This is a genomic window from Microbacterium schleiferi (assembly GCF_015565955.1).
Taxonomy (GTDB): Bacteria; Actinomycetota; Actinomycetes; order Actinomycetales; family Microbacteriaceae; genus Microbacterium; species Microbacterium schleiferi_A.
The window spans coordinates 2898000-2922239 of record NZ_CP064760.1; the positions used below are offsets into that span (position 1 = coordinate 2898000).

Here is a 24240-nt window from a genome sequence, read left to right on the forward strand (position 1 = left end):
GGGTTCAGCGGTCGGGCTCGCCCGACAGGAGGCCGCGCAACCAGTCGCGGGCCTCGACGAAGACGTCGTCGGAATACCGGTCGGGGTAGCGCACGATCGCATGGTCGGCGCGGGGGTAGGAGCCCAAGAAGATCACCTTGGGGCTGAAACGCCGAAGCCCCAGGAGCGCGTCAGCCATGCGCTCGTCCTTGATGTGGCCGTCAGCGTCGATGACGAATCGGTAGCGGCCCAGCGCATCCCCGATCGGCCGGGAGGCGAGCAGGCTCAGGTTGATCCCCCGCGTGGCGAACTGCTCGAGCATCTCCAGCAGCGCCCCGGGGTGATCATCGGGCAGCTCCGCGATGAGCGAGGTCTTGTCGGCACCGGTCGGCTCGGGCGGAGCGACGGTTCGACTCACCAGCACGAACCGCGTCACCGCCTCAGCGTTGTCGCCGATCCCCTCGGCCAGCAGCTCGACGTCGAGGTGCTCCAGGATGCCGGGAGCGGCGATCGCGGCATCAGCATCCGAGGTGCCGTCGATCAGTCCGACGGCACTCGCGACGTTCGAGGCGGCCGGGATGTGCGCGTGGGCGGGGAGGGTTGCCGTGAGCCACCGCAGGCACTGGGCGTACGCCACGGGGTGCGCGGCAACCAGCGACACATCCTCGAGCCGGGTGCCGGGGCGCCCGACCAGCACGAACTCCACCGGGACGAGATACTCACCGACGATGCGAAGGCCCGGCATCGTCGCGAGAGCATCCTGCGCTGTCGACACCCCGCCGTCGACCGAGTTCTCGATCGCGATCATCGCCGCATCCGAGCGACCCTCGACGACGTCGGCGAGCGCCTCGCCGACATTGCGGACAGGGCGCCAGTTCTGCCCCCGCGCCTCCGGCACCTGCGCCAGGGCCGCTTCGGTAAAGGTCCCCGCTGGTCCGAGATAGCTGTAGGTCCTGCGGTTCGCTTCGGGCTCATCGCTCACGGCACACCAGCCTAGACCTGCCACTCGGCCACGCCCAGACGCGAACCTCGTACCGTGCGGGCATTGCGTGCGCCCGCGCGGGTGACAGACTGGGTTCATGAGCCGCGCAGGTCTGCCCGCCGAAGAATCCGACCTCATCGACATCGACGAACTGATCGCCGCGTACTACGAACGGGTTCCCGATCCCAGCGTTGCAGAGCAGCGCGTCGCGTTCGGAACGAGCGGCCACCGCGGCTCGTCGCTCTCGACGAGCTTCAACGAGGTCCACATCCTCGCCACGACGCAGGCGATCGTCGACTACCGCACCGCGAACGGGATCGCCGGCCCCCTCTTCCTCGGCCGCGACACTCACGGGCTCTCCCGGCCCGCCGAGCGCAGCGCAATCGAGGTGCTGGTCGCGAACGGCGTCGGTGTGCGCGTTGATTCCCGCGACTCCTGGGTACCGACGCCGGCGCTCAGCCACGCGATCCTGACCTACAACCGGGGCAAGGCCGCCGACGACCCGACACGTGCCGACGGCATCGTCGTCACGCCCTCACACAACCCGCCCCGCGACGGTGGCTTCAAGTACAACCCGCCCCACGGCGGCCCCGCCGACACCGATGCGACCGGGTGGATCGCGAACCGCGCCAACGAACTCATCGCCGACGGACTCGAGGGCGTCAAACGGGTTCGCTTCGCCGACATGGACGGCGAGCGCATCGGCTCCTACGACTTCCGCGACGCCTACGTGCGTGACCTGACGAACATCATCGATGTCGACGCCATCGCGCGCGCGGGCATCCGGATCGGCGCCGACCCGCTGGGTGGCGCATCCGTCGAGTACTGGGCGCTCATCGCCGAGGTCTACGGCCTCGACCTCACGGTCGTGAACCCCGACGTCGACCCGACCTGGCGGTTCATGACGCTCGACTGGGACGAGAAGATCCGGATGGATCCTTCCTCGCCCTCCGCGATGGCATCCCTCGTCGCCCGGCGCCACGAGTTCGACATCCTCACCGGAAACGACGCTGACGCCGACCGGCACGGCATCGTGACCCCGGATGCCGGGCTCATGAACCCCAACCACTACCTCGCCGTCGCGATCGACTACCTGTTCTCGCACCGGGACGGCTGGCCCGAGGATGCTGCGGTCGGCAAGACCCTCGTGTCGTCGATGATCATCGACCGCGTCGTCGCCGCGCTCGGCCGCGACCTGTACGAGGTGCCCGTCGGATTCAAGTGGTTCGTCCCGGGGCTGCTCGACGGATCGGTAGCCTTCGGCGGCGAGGAGTCGGCCGGTGCGTCGTTCCTTCGGACGGATGGCTCGGTCTGGACGACCGACAAGGACGGCATCCTGCTGTGCCTGCTGGCAGCCGAGATCCTCGCCGTCACGGGCAAGACGCCCTCGCAGCGCTACGCCGAGCTGGAAGCCCAGTTCGGCTCATCCGCCTACCAGCGTGTCGACGCCCCGGCCACGCCCGCGCAGAAGGCGACGCTGTCGAAGCTCTCCCCTGAGTCGGTGACCGCGACGGAGCTGGCGGGCGAACAGATCACGGCCAAGCTCTCGCACGCTCCCGGCAACGGCGCTGCCATCGGCGGGCTCAAGGTGCAGACCGAGAGCGCCTGGTTTGCAGCGCGACCGTCGGGCACGGAGGACGTGTACAAGCTCTACGCCGAGTCGCTGAAGGGCGAGGAGCACCTGCGCGAGGTGCAGGAGCAGGCACGCGCCGTCGTGTCGGCAGCCCTGGGTTCCTAGCCCTCCGCCGCGCAGACGCTGGCACCGTCGCCGGACGATGCTCAGGCAGCTTCGCCGCGCCGCCGACGGAACAGCGGGAGCGGCACGAACGTGACCGCGACGGCCAGCGCGGAGCCGACGATCGTGTCGACGACCCGTTCGCCGGCGATCGCGACAGTGCCGAACTCCCCGCGGCGGCCCCCGTCAAAACGAGGACCAGCGGCGTGATCAGGATGAGCGCGAGCGCGTAGTTACGCGCGATGACCAGTTCGATCCCGAGCTGCAGCGCGGCCAGGAGCGCGGCTATCGCCAGCGGCACCCACGGGACGAGGACGAGCAGCAGGTACACGCCGGCGCCGAGGACGGTGCCGATCATGCGATGGATGCCGCGGTTGACGGTCGCGGTCCGCGCCACCGAAATCCCGACCACTGCCACACCAGCAGCGACGATCCAGTAGGCCCGCACCGGATCGACGACGAGCCCCGCCACCGAGCCGATGACGGCGACGACGACAGTGCGCTCCAGCAGGAGCCGAGCCGCGTCATCCCACCCCGACCGGGGAAGGATGTCGCCGAGCGCCCTCGTCGGAGCATCCGGAGCCTTCTCGAACAGCGGCATGATCGCGATCACGTAGGTGAGGACAGATCCGACGAGCAGGGCGAGCAGTCCCTCGATCGCGGCCTGCGCGGAGGTGAGGGCGCGGACGTGCGCGAACATCCCGTAGACGAGCACGAAGAACATGACGCCCGGCGGCCCGACCGAGAACCCGTAGACCAGAACTGCCGCGATGATCGCGACCAGGGCAAGCCCAAGCACCGTCAATGGACGCGACCACCCCACCGCGACGCCGAGGGCTGCGGCGGCGATGAGACCCGCGGCGACGAACGGGACAGCCTTGGCGCGCTCTCTCGCCGGCAGCGTCCCGCCGTAGAGTGCCGCGAACGAACCGACAGCGGCGGTGTAGCCGAGGTGCGGAACGCCCAGCAGGGCCGCGATCGCCACGGGCAACCCGAGAGCTATCGCGGCGCGAACCGCGCGGGGCCACGCCGGAGCCGTCAGCGGGTCGAGGCGAAACAGACTCGACCACAGCTCCCGCATGGCCACATCGTAGAGGCTGGGTGGGCTCGCCGAGGTACGAGCCCACCCAGCACCGTCACTCGCGCTTGGTCGTCACGAGCCGTTGCAACAGCACGAAGATCAGAAGCACACCGCCGGTGATGATGGTGGTCATCTCGGGCGGGATGCCGCCGTCGCGGGTGATCAGCACCGTCATGAGGCCGAGCACGAGCGCTCCCACGACCGATCCGAGGACGTACCCGTACCCGCCGGTGAGCAGTGTGCCACCGATCACGACAGCGGCGATCGCGATGAGCTCCCAACCGATACCCGTGATGTTCTGGGCGATGCCGAGCCGGGAGGTGTAGATCACGGCGGCGACCCCCGACAGCGTGCCGCTGATCACATACACGAGCAGCTTGGTCCGGAAGGCAGCAAGTCCCATGAGCTGGGCGGACTGCTCGGAGCCGCCGATCGCGTAGACGGTGCGGCCGGTGCGGGTGCGGTGCAGGACGAACACCGCGATGGCCACGATCAGGATCATGATGATCACGCCGGGCGTGATCACGAGGTCGTTGACCTTGGGGCCGTCGATCACCTTGAACTGGGTGCCGAGCCACCGGATCGGCGAGTCGTCAGCGAGCCGCTGGGGCTCCGTGCTGAGCATCGAGGCGAGTCCCCGCGCGAGGAACATCATCGCCAACGTGGCGATGAAGGGCTGCACCCCGAAGTACTGGATGAGGATGCCGGCAAGCAACCCGAACGCCGTTCCCGAGAGCACCATGACCACCAGGACGACCCCGGCGTTCCAGCCGGAGTTTGCGAGCATCACGCCCGCGACGCTGGAGAACGCGATCACCGACCCCACCGACAGGTCGATACCCCCGGTGAGGATGACGAAGGTCATCCCGACCGCGACAACGATGAGGTGGGCGTTGTTGACGAGCAGGTTGGACAGCGTGCTGAACTGCACGATGTTGCCGTACGCGACCTCGCCGTAGACGATCATCGCGATGAAGATCACGAGCGATGCTGCGGTCGGCAGCGTTGACGGGTTGCTCGTGGCCGCGCGCCGGACGCGGGTCCACAGGCTGGCGCGCTGAACCGGCGCTTCGGTGGGCGCTGACGCGTTGATGACGCTCATGCTGCGACCCCCTCTCGCACGGGCTCAGATGTGGCGATGGATGCCGGTGGTGGCGCGGACCGGCGCCGCGCAAACCAGCTCCGCACACGCTGCGACTGCGCGAGGCACAGCAGCACGATGACCGCAGCCTTGAATGCCGGCGTGGCAGACGAAGAGATGCCCAGGAACAACACGGTCTTATCGAGCGTCGCGATCAGCAGCGCCCCGACAACCGCGCCACCCAGCGAGAACTTTCCGCCGGCAAGAGATGTGCCGCCGATCACGACGGCGAGGATCGCGTCGAGTTCCATGAGGTAGCCGGTCTGGGAGACGTCCACCGTCATGACGGTGCCCACCGAGAACATTCCGGCGATTCCGGCGAGCGCGCCGCTGAGGATGTAGACCGTGAGCAGCAGGCCCCGAGGACGGATGCCCGCCATCCGGCTCGCCTTCGGGTTGATCCCGATGGCTTCGATCATGAGCCCGAGAGCGGTCCGACGAACAACGAGCGCGACGACCACGACGATCGCGATCGCCAGCAGGAAGACCACGGGCACGCCGAACACGTACCCGTTGACCATCCAGCGGAAGGGTTCGCTTTGGGCAGCCGTGTTCTGACCACCCGTGATGACCTTTGCGATACCTCGCGCGGCGAGCATCATCACGAGGGTGCTGATGAACGGCTGCAGCCCGACGTAGGCGACGAGCGCGCCGTTGATCAAACCGAGCACAGCGGTGATGAGAATCGACAGACCGATCGCGGCCAGCGCCGTTCCCACGGATGTCGAGTCGCCCATGGCGCTGAGGAACTGCATCGATACCGCGCCGCCGACCGCCATGACAGAGCCGACCGACAGGTCGATGCCTCCGGTGGCGATGACGAGCGTCATCCCGACCGCGATCATCAGGATGGGGGCCGAGGCGCGCAGGATGTCGATCACGTTGCCGACGAGGTAGCCCGTCGTGGGACTCACGGTGACAGAGAGATAGGACGGGTCCTTGATCGTGTTGAGCACGAGGAGGACCACGATGGCCACGGCGCCCCAGAAGGCGGGCTGGCGCAGCAGGTCACGCATCCGCGACGATGCAGAGCGATCGGTGGAACTCATGACTGGACCCCTTCGGATGCCACGGATTCGTTCGTGCGAGATTCAGCAGCCGACTGGTCGGGCATGCGCCACTGCTCTCCTTCCTCGTCGACCGCATTCTCGCCGTGCTCGGCGATGATCTGGATCACCCGTTCGGCGGTGATGTCGGGGCTATTGACCAGTTCATCGATCTTCTTGCGATCCTTCAAGACCACGATGCGATCGCTCAACCGGACGACCTCTTCGACTTCGGACGAGATGAACACGACGGCCATCCCTTCGTCGGCGAGGTCGATCACCACATTCTGGATCTCAGCCTTGGCTCCGACGTCGATCCCGCGCGTGGGTTCGTCCAGAATCAGCAGTTCGGGTTTGCTCGCGAGCCATCGGCCGAGCAGGACCTTCTGCTGGTTTCCGCCGGACAGGTTGCGGATCAGCGCTTCGGGGTTCGCGGGCCGCACGTTCAACGCGCTCATGTAACGAGCGACGATCTCGTCCTGCTCCTTGCGTGGCAGCGGGCGTGCCCACCCGCGCTTGGCTTGCACGGTGAGGATGAGGTTCTCCCGCACGGTGAGATCGCCCACGATTCCTTCGTCGCGTCGGTTCTCGGTCGAGTAGGCCACGCGACGCGCGAGACCGTCGACCGGTGACTTGATCTCGACCGCGGCACCGTGCATCTCGAGCTCGCCGGTGTCAGCGCGGTCGGCGCCATAAAGCAGGCGCGCGAGCTCTGTCCGTCCGGATCCCAGCAGACCGGCGAAGCCGACGACTTCGCCCTTGCGGATGTCGAGGTCGGTGGGTGCGATCACGCCTTTGCGGCCGAAACCGGATGCCGTGAGCAGCGGCTCGCGCTCGTCGGCGTCGTCGGAGCGGCGTCCACCGCCGTGTGCCGAGAGCGTCGAGAAGTCCTTGCCGATCATGAGCGAGATCAGCTCGGCGCGGGGAAGCTCTGCGGTGAGGTATTCGCCCTCGTAGCGGCCGTTGCGCAAAACCGTGAGACGGTCGCTGATCGCGTAGACCTGATCGAGGAAGTGCGAAACGAACAGGATCGCAACGCCCTGGTCGCGAAGTGAGCGGATGACGGCGAAGAGGCCCTCAACCTCTTTCGCGTCCAGGCTCGAGGTCGGCTCGTCGAGGATGAGGACCTTGGCGTTGACAGCCATCGCGCGGCTGATAGCCACGAGCTGCTGCATCGCGATGGAGAGGCGGGACAGCTGCATCCGCGTGTCGAGGTTCTCCAGGCCCAGCCGCTTAAGCGCGCGCTGCGCTTCTTTGTGGGTGGCCTTCCAGTCGACGCCGAACGGGCCGCGCGTCTCGTGGCCGAGCATCACGTTCTCACCGATCGTGAGGTTGCCGCAGAGGTTGACCTCCTGGTACACCGTGGAGATTCCCGCGGCCTGCGCATCGGCGGTGTTGTGGAACTCGCTGGGTGTGCCTGCGACGACGATCGAGCCCGAGTCGATGCGGTAGACGCCGGTCAAGGCCTTGATCAGGGTCGACTTGCCGGCACCGTTCTCTCCCATCAGCGAGTGCACCTCGCCGGGGAACAGGCGGAACGCGACATCGTCGAGGGCTTTCACCCCGGGAACTCGATGGAGATACTGCGCATCTCGACGATCGGCTGGGATTCGGTCATCATCGTTCTTTCGTGTGGCGCGTTGCGGCCTACGCGCGGTTGTCGTTCGGTCGGTCGGCGCGGGTGCGGGAACAAACCCCACACCCGCGCCGACGGTGACACGAACCGCCCGAGGGCTGATCAGTCGATGGCGATCAGTACTTGCGGTCGGCGAGCACGGCCTGGGCCGCCTCGGGCGAATCGAACGCCTCGCTCGGGACGATGATGTAGGACTCCACCGTTTCGCCGGCGAGCGTCTTCTCGACGACCTCGAGCGCGGTGGGGCCGAACAGCGGGTTGTACTCGTGCACGTAGCTGAGCGTTCCGTCGGCAAGTGCCTCCATGGCGGCCTTCGTCCCGTCGATGGTCGCGATCTTCACGTCGACACCGGGGGTCAGACCCGCCTCTTCGACGGCCTGAGCGGCACCGAGGCCCATCTCGTCGTTCTGCGCGAACACGAACTGGATGTCGTTGTTGTTGGCCTTGAGCATCGTCTCCATGACACTCTTGCCCTCTTCGGCCGACCAGTTAGCCGTCTGCGCATCGACGAGATTGAGCGACGAGCCAGCGACGCCCTCGTCGAAGCCCTTGTTGCGCTCGTTGACGACGCCCACACCGGCAGGGCCCTCGAGAACGACGTAGTTGCCGCCGTCGGGGAACTCAGCCTTCGCCCACTCGCCGACTTCCTTCGCGACCTCGACGTTGTCGGGCGCGATGCGGGTGACGTAAAGGCTCGTGTCGTTGGGCTCGATGCCGCGGTCGAGCAGGATCACGGGGATCTCTGCTTCCTGCGCGCGCTTGAGCGAGTCCTCCCAGCCCGATGCTTCCGTGGCCGAGAGAAGGATCACGTCGACACCTTCGTCGACGAACGACGTGAACGCGTCGATCTGCGACTTCTGGTCGAGGTTGGTGGCGGGCGCGTACTTCAGGTCGAAACCCGCGGCCTCGGTGAAGGTGTCCTGGACGTTCTGCTCGTTCGCCTGACGCCAAGCACCCTCGGGGCCGACCGCGACGAACCCGACGGTCGTCATCTCATCCCCGCCCGAACCCGAGTCCGACCCCGAGTCCCCGCTGGCGCAGCCTGCAAGGCCCAACGCCAGGACTCCCACGGCGGCTACCCCGAGTGCTCCCAGAATGCGCTTTCTGTGTGCCATTTTGCTCTCTCCTCCTTGAGACGGTCGACCAACGTGGTCGGAACCGGAGTCACGCTCGGGAAGGGACACCCGTGCGGCTATCTGGAATTGTGCACGCTCACATTTGATGTGCGCAACCCTTTTTACGGAATCTGTGTCCCGTTCGTGATCGTTAACATTCTGAGTAGTGATCGCTCACAGATGCTCAGGCAGTCGCGGAAGCGCCACACAGCGACGCGCTCCGAGGTCTGCGCAGGCGTCGCGTTCGTCGCGAGTCGCGGAGGCACCGGCATGATAGGACCATGGCGGTCGATGTCGCACCCGTGGTCGAGGTGGAGGGCGCATGTGTGCGCTTCGGCTCCGACCTCGCTCTCGACCACGTCGACTTCCGGATGTTCGCCGGCGAGGTGCACTCGCTCATGGGAGAGAACGGCGCCGGCAAGTCGACCCTCATCAAGCTGCTCACCGGAGCCCTCTCCGCCGAGTCGGGTGTCGTGCGGGTGGGCGGCGGCAGCGTGAGATTCAGCTCTCCTCAGGCAGCCCGCGCCGCCGGTATCAGCGCGGTCTATCAGGAGATCGATCTGCTCCCGAACCTCAGCGTCGCCGAGAACGTTCTCCTCGGTCAGGAGCCGCGCCGGTGGGGCGGCATGGACTGGTCGCGGATGCGAAGCCAAGCTCGGGACGTCTTGGCAGAGTTGGGCCTCGACCTGGACCCGTCGTCGATGCTCGGCACCCACTCCCTCGCGGTGCAGCAGCTGGTGGCCATCGCCCGCGCCATCGCCACCGACGTCAAAGTCCTCGTTCTCGATGAACCCACCTCGAGTCTCGACCTCGACGATGTCGCCGAGCTGTTCCGTGTCATTCGTGACCTCAAAGAGCGCGGCGTTGCGATTCTGTTCGTGTCGCACTTCCTCGACCAGGTCTACGAGATCTGCGACCGCATCACGGTGCTGCGCGAAGGTCACGTCGTCGGCGAGTACCTGACACGGGAACTGCTCCGCGTCGACCTCGTCGCCAAGATGCTCGGGCGCTCGATCAGCGACATCGGCGAACGCCAGCGGGTCCCCGAGCCCGAGGACGCGCGCCCACCCCTCCTCGAAGCATCCGGCGTCACCGTCGCCCCGCGCATCCGCGACGCCGACATCACCATTTACGAAGGGGATGTCCTCGGGATGGCCGGCCTGCTCGGCTCCGGTCGCACCGAGCTGGCCCGCGCCCTGACGGGAGTCGACCGACTCGGCTCCGGGGTAGTCGAGCTTGACGGCAAGCGCACGCGCCTCGCAGACCCCCACCAGGGCATCCGCCTGGGGGTCGTGTACTCGTCCGAGAATCGCCGCGCAGAGGGCATCATCGCGGGGCTGAGTATCGAAGACAACATCGCGCTGGCGCTGCAGGCGCAGCGCGGCGTCCTGCGGCGCATGAGTACCGCGCACCGGCGAGAGCTCGCGCTGAGCTGGATCGACGCGCTCGGCATCCGCCCCGCCGACCCCGACCGCCCTGTGGGCACACTGTCGGGAGGCAACCAGCAGAAGGTCGTGCTGGCCCGCCTGCTGGCGCTCTCGCCGCGCCTCCTGGTGCTGGACGAACCGACCCGCGGCATCGACGTCGGCACGAAGGTCGACATCCAGAAGCTCGTCGGAGAGCTCGCCGACAACGGGCTGTCCCTGGTGTTCATCTCGGCCGAGCTGGAGGAGGTCCTGCGGGTCTCGGACCGCGTCGCAGTGCTGCGCGACGGTGAGATCCTCGAGACCGTCCCGGCTGACCAGCTCACGATCGATGCTCTGCTCGCTCTGATCGCCCAGGCGACACCGGTACGCGAGGTGCTCGCCGAGGGGAGCGCGGATGTCTGAAGACAAGGGTCCACGGTCGGCGAACATCTTCGACGTGGCCAAGCTCGCGGGCGTGTCCCACCAGACGGTCTCGCGCGTCCTGAACGACCTGCCCAACGTCCGCCCGGCGACGCGGGAACGCGTCGAACGCGCGATCGCGCAGCTGCGCTACAGCCCATCTCCCGCCGCCCGAGCGCTCGTGACGCGCCGCACCCGCACGATCGGGCTCGTCGTCCCCGGCGTCTCGGACTACGGCCCGACCTCCGTCGGCCTCCACTTCAACCTCGCGGCGCGGCGAGCCCGCTACAGCGTCGAGACCGTCAGCTCCCTCGACGCGGGCGGAGCGAGCGTCCGCGCGGCAGTCGAGAGCCTGCTGCGCCAGCGCGTCGACGCGATCGTCCTGATCATCGCCGATGTGGCGGGCCTGGATGTTGTTCGCTCGCTGGATCTGAGCATCCCCGTCGTCGCGGCGGCATCGTCTGCGCGCAGAGACAGCCACATTGTCTCCATCGACCAGTACCGCGGCGCCCGGCAAGCGGTGCGGCACCTGGCCGAGATCGGTCACACGCAGATCCTGCACGTCGCGGGACCGGCGACCGCCGCTGATGCCGTCGAGCGTATCCGGGGCTGGCGTGACGAGCTCGCCGCACACCGGCTCGTGACCGCCGACCCCGTTCACGGCGACTGGTCGGCAGCAGACGGATACCGCATCGGAACAGAACTGGAGCTAACACCGGGCAGCGCGATCTTCGTCGCAAACGACCAAATGTCGATCGGCCTCCTCTCGGCGCTGCGCGAGAGAGGCCTGCGCGTGCCCGAAGACATCTCGATCGTCGGGTTCGATGACGTCCCCGAGGCCGGCTACTTGTTCCCTCCCCTCACGACGGTGCGCCAGGACTTCGCCGCGCTCGGGGAGCTCATCATGCAGAAGGTCCTCGTCGCCATCGAGGAGCCCGACTCGATCACCGAGGACACCCCGCTTCCTACACGGCTGGTGCTGCGCGGCTCGACCGCTCCCCCGGGGCGCTGACTCGTGCGGCGCCGCAGGCGCCGACGTCAGGCCGGGGCGTGAGCGGGCGCGGTTGTGCTGCTGCGCACGATGAGCGTCGTGGGGACGAGCTCGCGCCCCGAGGGGCTCTCCCCCTCGATCTCGGCGATGAGCGAGCGCATCGCCGACTCGCCCACCCGGTCGAAACGCTGCCGAATCGTGGTCAGCGGCGGCCAGAAGTTCGCCGCTTCGGGGACATCGTCGAATCCGACGATGCTGAGGTCCGACGGCACGCTACGACCGACCTCGTGGAAGGCCCGCATGACGCCCAGCGCCATGTGGTCGTTCGCGACGAAGACGGCAGTCGCCTCGCGCTGCGCCGCAAGGTGGCGGCCGAGCTCGTGGCCCGATTCGGCGGTCCAGTCGCCGACGAGCGCCTCCGGCACGGGCGCACCGCGCTCCTGCAGGACACGCATCCAGGCCGTGCGTCGGCGCTCGGCGGAATACGATTCGCGCGGGCCCGAGATGTGCCACACGGTCTCATGACCGAGGTCGAGCAGGTGCTCCGTGGCGAGGGTCGCACCCTGCGCCTGATCGGTGTCGACGACCGGGTAGGAATACCGGGCACTGGAGTCGACGACAACGACAGGCAGCCCGGTCGGGAGGGCAATCTCGGCCTCGTCGAGCTCGTGGGTCTCGATGAGGATGATCACACCGTCGACAGCGTGCTCACTCAGGCGATCGAATGCCCCCGAGACGTCCGACTGCGTCGCCGAGTCCAGGGGATGAGAGCGAGAGAGTAGCCGGCACCTGACGCTTCCGAAGCGATCGCGTCGAGGGTGCGCATGTTGCCGTAGGACGAGAGCGAGAACATGATGACGCCGATGCTGCGGAAGCGGCCCGACCGCAGAGCGCGAGCAGCGCTGTTGGGCCGGTAGCCCAGTTCTCGCATCGCAGCAATGACGCGATCACGCGTGATCGGGTCGACGTTGTCGCGACCATTCGCGACGCGAGAGACCGTTTGGCCGGACACGCCGGCGCGCCGCGCGACATCTGCCATGGACGTCTCCCGACGCCGAAGCCCGCGCGCCACCTCGCTGTGCCGCCCACCCGACGGCTCCGCTTCAGCCATGTGCCCCACTCCAATGTTGACGTTGACATCCTAGCCCGGTCGGGTTATGTTGACGTAAACATGGGCTTTCGCCACTCCGCGAATCCTCGTGCAGAGATCAATCAGCAGCAGCACCCCGGATATCACTCCCGAACTCTGGGGCTCACGGAAGAGGCAACGGACAATGGCGACCATCAGCGCACAGCCGCCGCGCGTACGCCGGCCAGGCAAAACGCAGTCGCGAACAGAGCAACGCGGATGGCTCTTCGTCGCTCCCTTCGCAATCGTCTTCGCACTGGTCTTTCTCGCACCGCTGGCGTACTCGCTCTACCTCAGCTTGTTCCGCGACCAGCTCGTCGGCGGCAACGCGTTCGTCGGCCTCTCAAACTACGTCACGGCGTTCACCGACCCCCAATTCTGGAGCGGGTTCGGCCGCGTCTTCCTGTTCCTGATCGTCCAGGTGCCGATCATGCTCGTCCTGGCTCTGGCGGCGGCTCTCGCGATCGACAGTGCACGTCTGCACGCATCCGGCTTCTACCGCATCGTCATCTTCCTGCCGTACGCCGTTCCCGCTGTGGTCGCCGTTCTCATGTGGGGATACATCTACGGGGACCAGTTCGGGTTGACCTCGAACATCAACGACCTGCTCGGCGGGCAGGTCCTGGAGCCCTTCTCGCCGCAGTGGATCCTGCTGTCGATCGGCAACATCGTCACGTGGGAGTTCGTCGGCTACAACATGCTGATCTTCTACTCGGCACTCAAGACCATCCCCGGCGAGCTCTATGAAGCCGCATCCATCGACGGAGCGGGAGCCTGGCGCCAGATCTTCTCGATCAAGATCCCGGCGGTGCGCGGTGCGATCGTCATCGCGACGATATTCTCGATCATCGGTAGCTTCCAGCTGTTCAACGAACCGAACATCCTGAAGCCGCTGGCCCCCAACGTCATCACGACGTACTTCACGCCGAACATGTACGCCTACAACCTGTCCTTCGCAGGACAGCAGTACAACTACGCCGCGACCATCGCGATCATCATGGGCCTGATCACCGCGATCATCGCCTACGTCGTGCAGCTCCGCGGCAGCCGACAGGAGATCCGCTGATGGCCGCCCCGGCACTGGCCCGCACGTCGCCGACGCACGCGCGACGCTCGCTCATCCTCACCCTCGTGATGGGTGTGTACCTGATCTACACCCTTCTCCCGCTGTTCTGGTTGCTCATCAACGCGACCAAGACGCAGGCCGACCTGTTCACGACGTTCGGACTGTGGTTCTCGGATGACTTCGCCCTGTGGGACAACATCGTCCAGACACTGACGTACAACGACGGCATCTTCCTGCGCTGGCTCGGCAACACGCTGCTGTACGTGGTCGTCGGTGCCGGGGGCGCGACGATCCTGGCGACCATGGCCGGCTACGGCATGGCCAAGTACCGGTTCCGTGGCCGTCGGGCGGTCTTCGCGATCGTCCTCGGCGCGATCGCGGTGCCCGGCACGGCTCTCGCCGTCCCCACGTTCCTCATGTTCAGCCAGCTGGGCCTGACCAACACCCCGTGGGCGATCATCATCCCCTCCCTCATCAGCCCCTTCGGTCTGTACCTGATCTGGGTGTACGCGACCGATGCCGTCCCCACGGAGCTTCTCGAGGCAGCTCGGATGGACGGCGCCGGCGAGTTCCGCACGTTCTTCACGATCTCCATCCGACTGCTGACCCCGGGGATCGTGACGGTCGCGCTGTTTGCCGTCGTCGCGACGTGGAACAACTACTTCCTGCCGTTGATCATGCTGAGCGATCCGACCTGGTACCCCCTCACGGTCGGGCTCAACCAGTGGAACGCGCAGGCTATCGGCGTCGGCGCTCAGCCGATCTACAACCTGGTGATCACCGGCTCCGTGCTGTCGATCATCCCCATCGTCGTCGCTTTCCTCGTGCTGCAGCGGTTCTGGCAGTCGGGGCTGAGCGCCGGAAGCGTCAAGCAATGAGATGAGGGCCATTGCTCCGACGAAATCCCACCCCTCACCGGCGCGTCCTGCACCGGGTTCATCGACAACGAAGTGAGGAACTCTCATGACAATCAAGGCATCGGTTCTGCGCCGCGCAGGCGTCGCAGTGACCGCCATCCTGCTCGCGGGAGGCTCGCTGGCCGCGTGCTCGTCCAGCGACAACGGCGGCGGCAGCGGCTCGGCTGACGACCTCGAGGCGGCCCTCGAAGCTGGCGGCGAGATCACGTACTGGAGCTGGACGCCCTCGGCTGAGGCACAGGTCGCCGCGTTCGAGGCGAAGTACCCGAACGTGACCGTGAACCTCGTCAACGCGGGCACCAACACCGAGGAATACACGAAGCTGCAGAACGCCATCAAGGCGGGCTCGGGCGCCCCCGACGTCGTGCAGATCGAGTACTACGCCTTCCCGCAGTTCGCCCTCTCGGACTCGCTCCTGGATCTGGCCCCTTACGGCTTCGGCGACCTCGAAAGCGACTACAGCGCGGGCCCGTGGGGCTCCGTCGACTTCGACGGCAAGATCTACGGTCTGCCGCAGGACTCCGGCCCCATGGCCCTGTTCTACAACAAGACCGTCTACGACCAGTTCGGCATCGAGGTGCCGACGACGTGGGATGAGTTCATCGCTGCGGGACAGGCGCTGAACGCCGCTGATCCCACCAAGTTCATCGCCGCCGACACCGGCGACTCGGGCTTCACCACCAGCATGATCTGGCAGGCCGGCGGCCAGCCGTTCCAGACCACCGATAGCACGAACATCACCATCGACCTGCAGGACGCGGGCTCGACGCAGTTCGCCGACATGTGGAACCAGCTGCTCGAGAACGGTCTGCTCGCCGACATCCCGGCGTGGAGCGACGAGTGGTTCACGGGCCTGGGCGATGGCACGATCGCGTCGCTCGTGATCGGCGCCTGGATGCCCGGCGTGCTCGAGTCCTCGGTGCCCGACGGTGCCGGTGACTGGCGTGTTGCCCCGATGCCCAGCTACGACGGCAGCGCTGTCAGCGCCGAGAACGGCGGCGGCGGCCAGGCTGTCACCAAGCAGAGCGCGAACCCGGCCCTGGCCGCAGCGTTCCTGAAGTGGCTCAACAACGACCCCGAGAGCCTGCAGATCTTCGCTGAGAGCGGCGGGTTCCCCTCGACGACGGCGCAGCTGAGCGACCCCGCGTTCGTCGACCAGGAGTCGGAGTACTTCGGTGGGCAGCAGATCAACCAGGTGCTGACGCAGGCCGCGGCAGACGTGCTCACGGGCTGGCAGTACCTGCCCTACCAGGTGTACGCGAACAGCATCTTCGGTGACACGGTCGGTCAGTCCTACCAGTCACAGAGCGACCTGAACGCCGGCCTGCAGGCCTGGCAGGACCAGCTGGTCAGCTACGGCAACGACCAGGGCTTCACGGTCAACAAGTAACACCCGAACACCCCCGCGCGGTGGGGGCGGCATCCTCCACGATCCGCCCCCACCGCGCATCTTCGAAAGGCCCTCCGCATGACCCGCTCGGCGACGATCTCCCTCGACCTCTCGGCCGCGGGCGCGACAGTCTCCCCCCGCATCTTCGGGACGTTCGTCGAGCACATGGGACGCTGCGTCTACGAGGGCATCTACGAACCCACACACTCCACCGCCGACGCCACCGGCTTCCGCGGCGACGTTCGCGAGCTCGTTCGGGGACTGGGCGCCACGATCGTGCGCTACCCCGGCGGCAACTTCGTCTCGGGTTACCGCTGGGAAGACGGCGTCGGCCCGCGTGAGAACCGCCCCCGCCGTCTCGATGCGGCGTGGCACAGCACCGAGAGCAACGCTGTCGGGCTCCACGAGTTCGCCGACTGGGCAGAGACGGTCGGCCTCGAACTCATGGAGGCCGTGAACCTCGGCACCCGCGGCCCGGCAGAGGCAGCAGACCTGCTCGAGTACGCCAACCACCCCTCCGGTACCGCGCTCAGTGACCAGCGACGCACCAACGGACGCGAGGAACCCTTCGGCATCCGGGTCTGGTGCCTGGGCAACGAGATGGACGGCCCCTGGCAGATCGGGCACAAGACCGCAGACGAATACGGCCGGATCGCCGCCGAGACGGCACGTCTCATGCGCTTCATCGACCCGGATATCGAACTCGTCGTCGCCGGCAGCTCCAACCACGAGATGCCGACCTTCGGAACGTGGGAGCGCACCGTGCTCGCCCACACCGCAGACCTCGTCGACCACATCTCCGTGCACGCCTACTACGAGGAAGAGCCCGGGGATCCCGCGAGCTTCCTCGCCTCCAGCGTCGGGCTGGATGCCTACCTCGACGAGGTCGCCGGCATCATCGACGACGTCCGCGCCGAGCACGGCATCGCCCGCCCCATCGGCATCAGCGTCGACGAGTGGAACGTCTGGAACCAGACCCGCTGGAACGAGGTCGACAAGCCCGCCGTCTTCACCGGCGGCTGGCCCGAGGCTCCGCGCCTCATCGAGGACGAGTACACGGCGCTGGATGCCGTCGTCGTCGGATCCCTCCTGATTTCCTTGATCTCGCACGCCGACCGGGTCTCGATGGCCAACCTCGCGCAGCTGGTCAACGTCATCGCGCCCATCCGCTGCGAGCCGGGCGGGGCAGCGTGGCGTCAGCCGACCTACTTCCCGTTCGCGGATGCCGCCCATCACGCCCGCGGTCGGGTCATCCTTCCCGGTATCGACGCGGAAGTCCTCGAGACCGCCCGCTACGGCAGCGTTCCGAGCATCGCGAGTGTGGCCACGATCGACGAGAACCGGCTCGCGCTGTTCGCCGTGAACCGCAGCCTCACTGACGCCCACACCGTGAGCTTCACCGCACCGGGCCGCGTCATCTCCGCTCACGTGCTTGCTGGCGCCGACGGCGACGTGCGCACGACGAACGGTCCGGATGCCGAACTGGTCGCGCCCCGTGAGGTCGAGGTCGAGAGCAGCTCGGGCATCCACACACTCACCCTTCCCCCCGTCAGTTGGGCATGCGTGCGTGTCGAGCTCGACTCAGCAGCACTCGACTCAGTAGCAGGAGACGCACTGTGACCCGCTTCGCCATCGGCGAGAACGACTTCCTTCTCGACGGCGCCCCCTTCCGCATCCTCGCCGGAGCCCTGCACTACTTCCGCATCCACCCCGATCACTGGGCCGACCGCATCCGCAAGGCGCGCCTCATGGGTCTGAACACGATTGAGACGTACGTCGCGTGGAACGCCCACGAGCCGCACCACGGGCAGTGGGACGCGACCGGCTGGAACGACCTCGGCGCGTTCCTGGACGCCGTCGCCGCCGAGGAGATGTACGCGATCGTTCGCCCCGGTCCCTACATCTGCGCCGAATGGCACAACGGTGGACTGCCGGTGTGGCTCACCAACACGCCGGGGATCGGGCTGCGCCGCAGCGAACCGCAGTACGTGGCGGCGGTCACCGAGTACCTGCAGCGCGTCTACGAAATCGTCGCACCTCGCCAGATCGATCAGGGCGGCAACGTCATCCTGGTCCAGATCGAGAACGAGTACGGCGCCTATGGGTCCGACACCGCCTACCTCGAAGAACTGGTGCGGGTGACCGAGAGTGCCGGCATCACGGTGCCCCTCACAACCGTCGATCAGCCGATGCCCGACATGCTCCGAAACGGCAGCCTGCCGACCCTGCATCGCACGGGGTCGTTCGGCTCCAAGGCAACCGAGCGCCTCGCAACGCTCCGCGAACACCAGCCCACCGGGCCCCTCATGTGCTCGGAGTTCTGGGACGGGTGGTTCGACTGGTGGGGCAGCGTGCACCACACGACGGATGCCGCAGCCTCGGCCGCCGAGCTCGAGGACCTCCTGGCCGCGGGGGCTTCGGTCAACATCTACATGTTCCACGGCGGCACGAACTTCGGCACGACCAACGGGGCCAACGACAAGGGACGATACGACCCGATCGTCACGTCGTACGACTACGACGCTCCGCTGGATGAAGCGGGCCACCCCACCGAGAAGTTCCACGCCTTCCGCGAGGTCATCGCCCGCTACGCCGAGGTTCCCGCCGAGGTGCCGGCTGCGGCAGCCCTGGCCCCGGCGTTCGATGTCGACCTGACGCGTGCGGGCGATTGGGTTCCGGCAGGTCTCGGCGAGCCCGCGCCGGGGCTCGTGAGTTTCGATGATCTCGCCCACGTCGGCGCGATCGTCCAGTACCGAACGACCCTCCCCGATGGTCGCGGTGGGCGGCTGACCATCGGCCAGGTGCGCGATCTCGCGTGGGTGCGTGTGGACGGTGTCGAAGTCGGGCGTCTCTCTCGCACCCTGCACGAAACGACGCTGCATCTTCCTGACGGAGACGTGCTGGAGATCACGGTCGAAGACCAGGGCCGCGTCAACTACGACATCCGTCTCGGCGAGCCCAAGGGACTCATCGGCGGGGTGCAGCTCGACGGCGCCGAGCTGACCGACTGGACCACGCACCCCGTGCACCTCGAGCGTGCTGTCGAGGTGGCAGCCGGCGCGAGCACGGCAGGTATCGGCGGGCGCGAGATCATGCGCGGCTCGTTCGACCTCGACGCGCAGTCCGGCCTCTTCCTCGACACTGCTGAATTCGGCAAGGGCTTCGCTTTCGTCAACGGCTTTTTCCTCGGCCGTTTCTGGAGCGCAGGACCCCAGCGCACGCTCTACGTTCCGGGACCCGTGACACGCGCCGGAAGCAACGACATCGTCATCCTCACGCTGGATGCCGCGAGCGCCGCGACCGCGCGCTTCGTTCCCTCTGCACTCCTCGGCCCGACCGAGGAGTGATCCCCAACCTGACAGGATGGAAGCCATGAGCTGGCTTGTCACCGGCGGTGCCGGATACATCGGTGCCCACGTCGTCCGCGCGCTGTCGGCCGCGGGCATCGCCCCGGTCGTCATCGACGACCTCTCCAGCGGACACGACGGCTTCGTTCCCGAGGGAGTGCCCTTCGTCCGCGGCTCCATCCTGGACCGTGAACTGCTCGAGCAGACACTGGGCGACCACGCGGTCGAGGGCGTCATCCACGTCGCGGGCTTCAAGTACGCCGGCGTCTCGGTCACCCGGCCGCTGCACACCTATCACCAGAACGTCGAGGGCACCCGGATCGTGCTGGAGGCGATGGCAGAGACCGGTGTGACGAACATCGTGTTCTCATCCAGCGCTGCCGTCTACGGCACGCCCGATGTTCCCCTCGTGGTCGAAAACCTTCCCAAGCGCCCCGCCTCCCCATACGGCGAGTCCAAGCTCATCGGTGAGTGGCTGATCGCCGACCAGGCGCGGGCGACGGCCGACACCGATGCGCCGCTACGACACACATCGTTGCGGTACTTCAACGTGGTCGGTTCCGCTGACCCGACGGTGTACGACACGAGCCCGCACAACCTCTTCCCGATCGTGTTCGAAAAGCTCATCGCCGGGGAGACGCCGCGTATCAACGGCGACGACTACGACACACCCGACGGCACGAACGTGCGCGACTACGTTCACGTCGGCGACATCGCCGCCGCCCACGTCGCCGCCGCACAGCGTCTGGTCGCGGGCGAGCCGATCGAGGCTGCCTACAACCTCGGCTCGCAGAACGGCCTGTCGGTGCGGGAGATCATGGATGCCATGGCCCGCGTCACCGGAATCGCCTTCACCCCCGAGATCGGGCCACGGCGTCCGGGCGATCCTGACCGGATCGTCGCAACCGGAGAACTCGCCGCCCGCGACCTGGACTGGCAGATGCGCTACTCGATCGACGAGATGGTGCGCACCGGCTGGGAAGCGCGCCGCCGCGCACTCTAGGCGCCGCGAGAACGAGCTCGGAAGCGCTCAGGCCGGCTGCACGAACGGCGCCGCGCTGCTTCCGCGAACAATCAGCGGAGCCTCGATGACGTCGCGCGATCCAGCCTCCGCCCCGTCGAGGACAGCGGCGACGGCGCGTTGGCCCAGAAGGTCGAATCGCTGACGCACCGTCGTGAGTGCGGGAGTGAAGTTGGCGGCATCCGCCACATCGTCGAACCCGACGACGCTCAGCTGGTCGGGCACGAGGATGCCGAGTTCGGATGCCGCTCGCAGGACGCCGAGGGCCATCTGGTCGTTCGCGACGACGATTGCCGTCACGGGATCGCTGACGTCGAGATTCGCCAACAGCTCCAGGCCCGCCCGGTAGCCCGATGCTGAGTCCCACGTGCCGCGCAGCAGCGGGCCCGGATCCAGGTCCGCGGCACCGAGCGTCTCGCGCCACCCGCGCTCACGTTCGGCTGCAGCGTAGGACGACGCGGGCCCCGCGACGTGCGCGATCACCCGATGCCCGAGGTCGCGAAGGTGCGCGGTCGCAGCTGCTGAGCCGGCGGCATGAGCGGTCTCGACACCCGCGTAGCGGTCGTCCGGCGGCGAATCGACGACTGCCAGGCGCAGGTCTGTAGGCAGCTCGGTCTGACGAAGAAGAGCGGATGCCTCGTTGACGACGATTGCTCCGTCAACGCCCTGGTCGCGCAGCCGCTCGAACGCTTCGGCCGGGCCACCCTCCCCGATGCGCGCGACCGCGACGGCATATCCCCGCACAGACGCCTCGTCGACGACAGCCTCGAGCAGCATCGAGTTGCCGACCGTCGCGAGGGTCGACACCACCGCGCCGACCACTCCGGTACGACCGGTGCGGAGCGCTCGGGCGGCCCGGTGTACCCGATACCCGGCCGTCGCCATCGCCGCCTCGACACGGCTGCGCGTCGCCGGGTCGACCCTCGGGCTGCCGTTGACAACCCGCGACACGGTCTGTGTTGACACGCCGGCCAGTTCTGCGACATCGGCCATGGATGCGCGTCGTTGCTGGGTCATTGAGCCCTCCAATGTTGACGATATCACGGCCGACCAGTAGCGTGTTATCGTGAACACGCTTCGGGAACCGATCACCCTCGGCGGAGGTGTCGTCAGACGCGACACGACGCTGGCCGACGGACGAGACCTCTTCTACTACGACGATCCCGACACGACGCTCGGCGCCGATCGCGGCATCGATCAGCGCGCGCTCGATCCGCGACCGGCAACGGCGACGATGCGGCAGGACATCCTGACCGGCGACTGGATTTCGATTGCCGCCGCGCGCCAGAACCGCGCCTTCCTTCCCCCGGCAGAACTCGACCCCCTATCTCCGCAGACACCGACCAACCCCTCGGAGATCCCCTCGCGCTACGACGTCGCGGTCTTTGAGAACCGATCCCCGTCGTTCGGTCCTGCCCTGGCCGAGGCACACGGCGACGCCCCTGAGGCGCCGAACCCGCCCCGCGGTCTCGACGATCTCGACGCCCTCGGTCTGGGCAGCGTGCGGACGTCTGTGGGACGCTGCGAGGTCGTGTGTTTCAGCCCGGAGCACACCGGTTCGTTCGGAACCCAGTCGGTGACCCGCTCGCGGACCGTGATCGAAGCCTGGGCCGACCGCACGGCGGCCCTCTCGGCGCTCCCGGGTGTCGAGCAGGTGTTCCCGTTCGAAAACCGCGGTGAAGCCATCGGCGTGACCCTGCCCCACCCGCACGGACAGATCTACGCCTATCCCTATGTCACGCCCCGCACTCGCCGACTGATCGAGAACATCTCGTGCACGTCACCCGACCTGATGCAGCGCGTGCTCAACTTCGAGCGCGAGGGCAGCCGCGTCATCCTCGCCGGAGAGCACTGGACCGCCTACGTCCCGTTCGCCGCGCGCTGGCCGATCGAGCTCCACCTCATGCCGCACCGTCACGTGCCCGATTTCGCCGAGACAACGGATGCCGAGCGCGACGAGCTGGCCCGCGTATACCTGCGCCTCCTGCGCGGCATCGACGCGCTCTATGACACGCCGACGCCCTATATCGCGGCCTGGCACCAGGCACCCGTGAGCGCCTCGCGCGACACCGTCCGGATGCACCTGGAGATCACCTCGCCCCGGCGGGCTGCCGACAAGCTGAAGTTCCTCGCCGGGTCCGAAGCGGCAATGGGCGCCTGGATCGGCGACATCCCGCCCGAGGCTGCTGCCGAGCGCCTCCGCGATTCCATCGAGGGGGTTCAGCTGTGACCGCGCCGACCGCCGGGGCCGTAGCCCGCGCCCTGCTGGCCGAGATGACGGATGCTGCGCCTCTCGGGGTCTGGTCGGCGCCGGGCCGGGTGAACCTCATCGGCGAGCACACCGACTACAACGACGGCTTCGTCCTCCCGTTCGCTATCGATGCGCGCACGGCAGTGGCTGTCGCGCCCCGCGGCGACGGCGTGCTGCGCGTTCGCTCGAGCTTCGACGCCAGCGAGGCAACCGTGCCGATCGCCGACCTCGACGCCCTGTTCGCCGCGCCCGCACCGACATCCGTGCCCGAATGGACGACCTACCCGCTCGGGGTCGCGTGGGCACTGCTGCGCGCAGCCGGTGACGCCGTGACGCCGTACGGCCTCGACCTCGCGATCGCCTCCGCGGTCCCCGTCGGTGCCGGACTGTCGTCATCCGCCGCGATCGAATGCGCCGTCGCCGTGGCCCTGAACGACCTGTGGGAAGCCGATCTCAGCGCGAAAGACCTCGCGCGCGTGGGCCGAACCGCCGAGAACGATGCCGTCGGCGCACCCACAGGGATCATGGACCAGACCGCCTCGATGCTCGGCGAGACCGACGCGGCGGTGTTCCTGGACTGCCGCACGCTGGAGACCGAGGTGGTGCCGTTGGGGCTGGAGGCCGCCGACCTCGAGGTGCTGGTGATCGACACGCTCGTCACCCACGCGCACTCCACGGGCGGGTACCGCGAGCGCCGCGCATCCTGCGAGCAGGGTGCTGCGGCGATGGGCGCGGCGGCGCTGCGCGATGTGTCTGTGGACGATCTCGGGCGCGCGGCATCCGTCATGGATGAGGTGACCTTCCGGCGCGTTCGTCACGTCGTGACCGAGAATGCGCGAGTGCTCGACACGGTGCGCGTGTTGCGTGAGAGCGGACCCCGCGCAATCGGTGATCTGCTCCTGGCATCCCACGCCTCGATGCGCGACGACTTCGAGATCTCGGTCCCCGAGCTCGACACAGCGGTCGAGGCGGCGATGTCGGGCGGCGCCATCGGGGCGCGGATGACCGGCGGCGGTTTCGGTGGTGCCGCGATCGCGCTCGTCCCTCGCGACCGGCTGCACGCGGTGACGGATGCCGTGACCGCCGCGTTCTCGGCATCCGGCTTCCGCGCCCCACGCATCTTCACGGTGCAGCCCTCTGCCGGCGCCCACCGCGACGAGACATCCTGATCGCACCGGAGCCCCCTCTCCCCGCCACCGCCAGCGCCACCGCCACTGGCTCCGCCACCGCCCCAGCACCACCTTCCCGAAGTAGCACCACCTTCCCGAAGTAGGAAAAATCACCGAAGGAGGATAATCGCGCGACGATTCGTCCTACCCTCGCGATTGCTCCTACCATCGGGATCTCTCCTGCCCCCCGACCTCTCCTACCCCTCGACCTCTCCTATCTTTGGAGCCCCTCCTCACGTCCAGCGCCGCCCTCTCCGGCATCCGCGCAACCGCGCCACCGCGCGCCCTCGCGGAGGTAGGACAAAACACCGAGGGAGGACGCTTGCCCTGCCCGTCGTCCTACCCTCGCGATTACTCCTACCCTCGCGAGACCCAGCGCCCCACCGCATCCGGCGTCCACGGCCCCTCGTCACCTTCC

General features: G+C 67.5%; 18 protein-coding genes and 2 pseudogenes. 11 read left to right on the forward strand and 9 right to left on the reverse strand.

What is annotated here, in order from left to right; all coding sequences use genetic code 11:
- Positions 1–4: 4 nt before the first annotated feature.
- Positions 5–961, reverse strand: a complete 957-nt coding sequence (gene pheA / locus IT882_RS14130) for a prephenate dehydratase (RefSeq protein ID WP_229382153.1) — start codon at positions 959–961, stop codon at positions 5–7.
- Positions 962–1058: 97 nt separating this feature from the next.
- Between pheA and pgm the strand changes: the two genes are divergently transcribed.
- The gene (gene pgm / locus IT882_RS14135) at positions 1059–2699 is read left to right on the forward strand and encodes a phosphoglucomutase (alpha-D-glucose-1,6-bisphosphate-dependent) (protein WP_195692369.1); all 1641 of its coding nucleotides are present in this window, start codon (positions 1059–1061) and stop codon (positions 2697–2699) included.
- 181 nt (positions 2700–2880) lie between these two features.
- Here the strand turns inward: pgm and IT882_RS17190 are convergent.
- The 5 genes and pseudogenes from IT882_RS17190 to IT882_RS14155 form a co-directional block, all read right to left on the reverse strand.
- Positions 2881–3777 (reverse strand): annotated as a pseudogene (locus tag IT882_RS17190) (FUSC family protein); the annotation flags it as partial.
- 55 nt (positions 3778–3832) lie between these two features.
- Complete coding sequence (locus IT882_RS14140) at positions 3833–4879, reverse strand: ABC transporter permease (protein WP_195692370.1); 1047 nt, start codon at positions 4877–4879, stop codon at positions 3833–3835.
- Positions 4876–5967: an ABC transporter permease gene (locus IT882_RS14145; protein ID WP_195692371.1), complete on the reverse strand. Its 1092-nt coding sequence runs from the start codon at positions 5965–5967 to the stop codon at positions 4876–4878. The genes IT882_RS14140 and IT882_RS14145 overlap by 4 nt, the downstream gene beginning before the upstream one ends.
- A pseudogene (locus IT882_RS14150) lies at positions 5964–7582 on the reverse strand (sugar ABC transporter ATP-binding protein). The gene IT882_RS14145 and the pseudogene IT882_RS14150 overlap by 4 nt, the downstream one beginning before the upstream one ends.
- Before the next feature lie 134 nt (positions 7583–7716).
- Positions 7717–8715 carry an ABC transporter substrate-binding protein gene (locus tag IT882_RS14155; protein WP_195692372.1) on the reverse strand — a complete coding sequence of 333 codons (999 nt, stop codon included), beginning with the start codon at positions 8713–8715 and terminating at the stop codon, positions 7717–7719.
- Positions 8716–8996: 281 nt separating this feature from the next.
- Between IT882_RS14155 and IT882_RS14160 the strand changes: the two genes are divergently transcribed.
- Positions 8997–10544 (forward strand): sugar ABC transporter ATP-binding protein, encoded by a 1548-nt coding sequence (locus IT882_RS14160; RefSeq protein ID WP_195692373.1) that lies wholly within the window; start codon positions 8997–8999, stop codon positions 10542–10544.
- A complete protein-coding gene (locus IT882_RS14165) occupies positions 10537–11553 on the forward strand; it encodes a LacI family DNA-binding transcriptional regulator (protein ID WP_195692374.1) in 1017 nt (338 codons plus the stop codon). Before IT882_RS14160 ends, IT882_RS14165 begins: the two co-directional genes overlap by 8 nt.
- A gap of 26 nt (positions 11554–11579) precedes the next feature.
- Here the strand turns inward: IT882_RS14165 and IT882_RS14170 are convergent, their stop codons facing one another.
- On the reverse strand, positions 11580–12224 hold the full coding sequence (locus IT882_RS14170) for a substrate-binding domain-containing protein (RefSeq protein ID WP_229382154.1): 645 nt from the start codon (positions 12222–12224) through the stop codon (positions 11580–11582).
- 20 nt (positions 12225–12244) lie between these two features.
- Entirely contained in the window at positions 12245–12571 is a 327-nt protein-coding gene (locus IT882_RS16745) for a LacI family DNA-binding transcriptional regulator (RefSeq protein ID WP_229382155.1), read from the reverse strand.
- A gap of 235 nt (positions 12572–12806) precedes the next feature.
- Between IT882_RS16745 and IT882_RS14175 the strand changes: the two genes are divergently transcribed.
- The 6 genes from IT882_RS14175 (at position 12807) to galE (ending at position 20384) form a co-directional block, all read left to right on the forward strand.
- A complete protein-coding gene (locus IT882_RS14175) occupies positions 12807–13727 on the forward strand; it encodes a carbohydrate ABC transporter permease (RefSeq protein WP_195692375.1) in 921 nt (306 codons plus the stop codon).
- Positions 13727–14605, forward strand: a complete 879-nt coding sequence (locus IT882_RS14180) for a carbohydrate ABC transporter permease (protein ID WP_195692376.1) — start codon at positions 13727–13729, stop codon at positions 14603–14605. Before IT882_RS14175 ends, IT882_RS14180 begins: the two co-directional genes overlap by 1 nt.
- 85 nt (positions 14606–14690) lie before the next feature.
- Positions 14691–16034: an ABC transporter substrate-binding protein gene (locus IT882_RS14185; protein ID WP_195692377.1), complete on the forward strand. Its 1344-nt coding sequence runs from the start codon at positions 14691–14693 to the stop codon at positions 16032–16034.
- Positions 16035–16112: 78 nt separating this feature from the next.
- Positions 16113–17654, forward strand: a complete 1542-nt coding sequence (locus tag IT882_RS14190) for an alpha-N-arabinofuranosidase (protein ID WP_195692378.1) — start codon at positions 16113–16115, stop codon at positions 17652–17654.
- Positions 17651–19381 carry a glycoside hydrolase family 35 protein gene (locus IT882_RS14195; RefSeq protein WP_195692379.1) on the forward strand — a complete coding sequence of 577 codons (1731 nt, stop codon included), beginning with the start codon at positions 17651–17653 and terminating at the stop codon, positions 19379–19381. Before IT882_RS14190 ends, IT882_RS14195 begins: the two co-directional genes overlap by 4 nt.
- A gap of 25 nt (positions 19382–19406) precedes the next feature.
- Positions 19407–20384 carry a UDP-glucose 4-epimerase GalE gene (gene galE, locus IT882_RS14200; protein ID WP_195692380.1) on the forward strand — a complete coding sequence of 326 codons (978 nt, stop codon included), beginning with the start codon at positions 19407–19409 and terminating at the stop codon, positions 20382–20384.
- A gap of 27 nt (positions 20385–20411) precedes the next feature.
- Here the strand turns inward: galE and IT882_RS14205 are convergent, their stop codons facing one another.
- Positions 20412–21419 (reverse strand): LacI family DNA-binding transcriptional regulator, encoded by a 1008-nt coding sequence (locus tag IT882_RS14205; RefSeq protein WP_229382156.1) that lies wholly within the window; start codon positions 21417–21419, stop codon positions 20412–20414.
- Between the two features lie 49 nt (positions 21420–21468).
- Between IT882_RS14205 and galT the strand changes: the two genes are divergently transcribed.
- Both galT and galK read left to right on the forward strand, forming a co-directional pair.
- The gene (gene galT / locus IT882_RS14210) at positions 21469–22632 is read left to right on the forward strand and encodes a galactose-1-phosphate uridylyltransferase (RefSeq protein WP_195692381.1); all 1164 of its coding nucleotides are present in this window, start codon (positions 21469–21471) and stop codon (positions 22630–22632) included.
- Positions 22633–22676: 44 nt separating this feature from the next.
- Complete coding sequence (gene galK, locus IT882_RS14215; RefSeq protein ID WP_195694422.1) at positions 22677–23822, forward strand: galactokinase; 1146 nt, start codon at positions 22677–22679, stop codon at positions 23820–23822.
- Positions 23823–24240 lie beyond the last annotated feature (418 nt).

Bases quoted from the DNA above. Each gene is read 5' to 3' on its own strand.
- pgm (WP_195692369.1), top strand. From the start codon at position 1,059: ATGAGCCGCGCAGGTCTGCCCGCCGAAGAATCCGACCTCATCGACATC.
- IT882_RS14140 (WP_195692370.1), bottom strand. From the start codon at position 4,879: ATGAGCGTCATCAACGCGTCAGCGCCCACCGAAGCGCCGGTTCAGCGC.
- IT882_RS14145 (WP_195692371.1), bottom strand. From the start codon at position 5,967: ATGAGTTCCACCGATCGCTCTGCATCGTCGCGGATGCGTGACCTGCTG.
- IT882_RS14155 (WP_195692372.1), bottom strand. From the start codon at position 8,715: ATGGCACACAGAAAGCGCATTCTGGGAGCACTCGGGGTAGCCGCCGTG.
- IT882_RS14160 (WP_195692373.1), top strand. From the start codon at position 8,997: ATGGCGGTCGATGTCGCACCCGTGGTCGAGGTGGAGGGCGCATGTGTG.
- IT882_RS14165 (WP_195692374.1), top strand. From the start codon at position 10,537: ATGTCTGAAGACAAGGGTCCACGGTCGGCGAACATCTTCGACGTGGCC.
- IT882_RS16745 (WP_229382155.1), bottom strand. From the start codon at position 12,571: ATGGCAGATGTCGCGCGGCGCGCCGGCGTGTCCGGCCAAACGGTCTCT.
- IT882_RS14175 (WP_195692375.1), top strand. From the start codon at position 12,807: ATGGCGACCATCAGCGCACAGCCGCCGCGCGTACGCCGGCCAGGCAAA.
- IT882_RS14180 (WP_195692376.1), top strand. From the start codon at position 13,727: ATGGCCGCCCCGGCACTGGCCCGCACGTCGCCGACGCACGCGCGACGC.
- IT882_RS14185 (WP_195692377.1), top strand. From the start codon at position 14,691: ATGACAATCAAGGCATCGGTTCTGCGCCGCGCAGGCGTCGCAGTGACC.
- IT882_RS14190 (WP_195692378.1), top strand. From the start codon at position 16,113: ATGACCCGCTCGGCGACGATCTCCCTCGACCTCTCGGCCGCGGGCGCG.
- galE (WP_195692380.1), top strand. From the start codon at position 19,407: ATGAGCTGGCTTGTCACCGGCGGTGCCGGATACATCGGTGCCCACGTC.
- IT882_RS14205 (WP_229382156.1), bottom strand. From the start codon at position 21,419: ATGACCCAGCAACGACGCGCATCCATGGCCGATGTCGCAGAACTGGCC.
- galK (WP_195694422.1), top strand. From the start codon at position 22,677: ATGACGGATGCTGCGCCTCTCGGGGTCTGGTCGGCGCCGGGCCGGGTG.